The following is a 2036-nucleotide window of genomic DNA, read 5'->3' on the forward strand; positions in this document are numbered from 1 at the left end:
GCTTTCCGAGCTCGTCCGCGAGCTCATCGCCGCCCGCGCGCCCCGGATCGAGGGGGAGCCGTTGCCCTGCGGGAACGGTTTGACCGGATGGAGCCACCGGGCTGTGAGGTCTGCGGCCGGGCACTCGACCCCGGAAAGGGCGGAGGCACCGTGACCTTCGCCAACTACGAACCTCTGCCCGACGGGATGACCGGCCACCCGAAGGGCTGTCTCTGGCTCTGCAAGCGCCACATCGCCGCAGCTCGGAAGCTCAGCGACCGGCCTTCTGGCACCGCCCTCAAGACACTCAGACGACGGTATTGGATCTCCGGGCTCAGGGGCTTGCTCAGATAGGCCGGAATCGTCCTTCCCAGGAGCAGCAAACGGTCGGTCGATCAGTCGCCGACGCAGTACAAGTGCTGGCCTGTTCGGACGAGGAGGCACTCTTCGACCAGGGCGGTCGCGTAGACGGTCGGGTCTCCGTAGGCAAAGATCTGATGCAGCTGCGCTTCCGGCATCTTGGCCAGCTCCGCTTCTTCTCCCTCCTTGGGTGGGGCCTCCCCCGGCGGAACCTGGTTGGCCGCCCGTTGGCGCCTGGCCGCGGCGGCGGCCGCCTGCATCTGCTCTTCGTCCCAGAGTTGGTTTCTCGCCACCTCGTCGAACGTGCGGCCGGGACGCAGGACGAGCGTCTCACCGTTCTTCATCACGAAATAGACCAGGGACTCGCCCTCGGCGGTCCGGACCCCGATCGCCGAGGCCCAGCAAGCCCCGCCGATGCGTTGCCGAAACAACTCCTCGCCGGTTTCGGCATCCAGGCAATACAAGATGCCCGCCTTGGTGACGTAATACACATAGCCCGCAAAAGCCAGGGGAGTCGAGTAGTAGGAGCTGGCTCGCCGCGCCCCCCAACGAACCTCGTGGGTCGGTCGATCGCCTTTCTTCTTCAGGTCGATGCGACAGTTCGCGGCCGCGGCATCGGTCCCGCCATGCGCCAGTTCGGTCGAGCCGACGAAGACCGAGCTGCCGACGACCGAAGCCGATGGGATGCGGTTCCCCTGTAAGCCCTCGATCTGCCAAAGCAGCTCGCCCGATCGGGCCGAATAGGCATCCACCGTATCCGAGGAGCTCGCGATGACGATCTCGCGGCCTTCGAGCGTCGCGATCGCGGGGGACGACCATGACGGGACTCGGCTGCCGCGATCGGCCTTCCAGGCCACGCTCCCGTCCGCCTTGCGCAGAGCGACGAGATACGACGGACCGTGGTGGTCGACGAGAACGAAGACTAGTTCCTTCGTCTGGGCGAGCGAGCTGGCCGTCGCGCGATCGTTCTCCGCCCGAGGGAACCTTTCGAACAACGGCACGCTCCAGATCGTCTTGCCCTCGTGGTCCATGGCCGCCACGTCGCCGCCGGGGAAGAACGACACCACGACGTCGGCATCGGCCACGGAAGTCGGCGCCGCCCGACTGTTCCGGAAGTAGCTCTCGACGCGGGTCGTCGCGGGTACCTCGGTCGACCACAGCTTCTTGCCGGTCTCGAGCTCGTAGGCATGAACGAAACCCCGTTCCTGCCAGGGCCCGTCGGACGACGTAAGGAAAACCCTACCCCCCCACACCACCGGTGCGGACTGCCCGTAACCCGGGATTGCGGCACGCCAGGAGATGTTCTGGTCCGGAGCCCATCGGATGGGCGCCTTCGTGACCGCGATGGTGCCGCTCCCGTCGTTGCGGAAGGATGGCCAGTTGGCGTCGCCACGCAGCTGCGGCGCGAGCAGGCCGAGCAGCAGGACGAACGCCATCCTGCGGCCACCCGCGACCGCGATCCGGCGACCTGAAGAAAGGAGTGCTCTAGGCTTCATCGTCGCCGAGAGAATACACCGAACCGTCGACGCCCGGCGTCACGTGATTCAGACTCTGCCGGAATCGCTCAACCCAGGCGGGCGAAGTGCGTCGCGAGCCCTATTCCGGCGGGGCTGGTGCTCTTCGGGCCGGCGCCTCTTGGCTGCCACATCGTGGAGTGTACCTCTGTCACGACTCGGTCACGCCGGAACCAGCAAGAA

The 2036-nt window shown here is 66.5% G+C and carries 1 protein-coding gene; it reads right to left on the reverse strand.

Annotated features, from left to right (window positions below; translation table 11 throughout):
- Positions 1-374 precede the first annotated feature (374 nt).
- Positions 375-1775: a PQQ-like beta-propeller repeat protein gene (locus GY769_19870; GenBank protein MCP4204179.1), complete on the reverse strand. Its 1401-nt coding sequence runs from the start codon at positions 1773-1775 to the stop codon at positions 375-377.
- Positions 1776-2036: the final 261 nt, after the last annotated feature.

The sequence above is a fragment of the bacterium genome (genome assembly GCA_024224155.1).
Classification (GTDB): Bacteria; Acidobacteriota; Thermoanaerobaculia; order Multivoradales; family JAHEKO01; genus CALZIK01.